The sequence below is a fragment of the Sandarakinorhabdus sp. genome, from assembly GCF_051860625.1.
Lineage (GTDB): Bacteria > Pseudomonadota > Alphaproteobacteria > Sphingomonadales > Sphingomonadaceae > Sandarakinorhabdus.
Genome location: NZ_JBHYDQ010000034.1, coordinates 1 through 643, shown reverse-complemented (window position 1 = coordinate 643; position 643 = coordinate 1). Strand labels below are relative to the sequence as shown.

Here is a 643-nt window from a genome sequence, read left to right as displayed (position 1 = left end):
GACGTGTCGCGGCGCTCGCTGCGCCAACAAACGGCCTATGTCGGACAGGACGTCTATCTGTTCCGCGACACCATTCGCGAGAATATCGCCTTTGGCCGCCCCGGCGCATCGAACGACGAGATCGTCAATGCCGCGAAGGCTGCCTGCGCCCACGACTTCATCATGAGCTTCCCGCTCGGCTACGACACGCCGGTCGGCGAACACGGCACGCAACTTTCCGGCGGCCAGCGCCAGCGCATTGCGATTGCCCGCGCACTGGTGAAGGACGCGCCGATCATCCTGCTCGATGAAGCCACAGCGGCGCTGGACTCCGAATCCGAGAAGCAGGTGCAGGAAGCCATCGAGCATCTGTGCCAGAACCGCACCACCATCGTCATCGCGCATCGCCTGCACACCATCATGCATGCCGACCAGATTCTGGTGGTTGAGAACGGCGCCATCGTCGAGACCGGCCGTCACGACGACTTGCTGCGGCGCGGCGGACGCTATGCCTCGTTCTTCCGCCTGCAGCATCGTGAAGCCAACCCGCTGGCTCCGGTCGCCGCCAGCGCGTAAGGTCGTCTCTCCCGCCTTTTTCCGTTTTCCCTCCCAGACATCGGAATTCCCATGAGCGCCAGCTTCGTCATTCCCGCACTCACGCAAC

1 protein-coding gene is annotated in these 643 nt (G+C 63.6%); it reads left to right on the top strand.

What is annotated here, in order from left to right; translation table 11 throughout:
• Window positions 1-555: ABC transporter ATP-binding protein (locus tag ACTIEZ_RS15435; RefSeq protein WP_439547578.1), on the top strand; the 555-nt coding region annotated here is incomplete at its 5' end.
• Window positions 556-643: the final 88 nt, after the last annotated feature.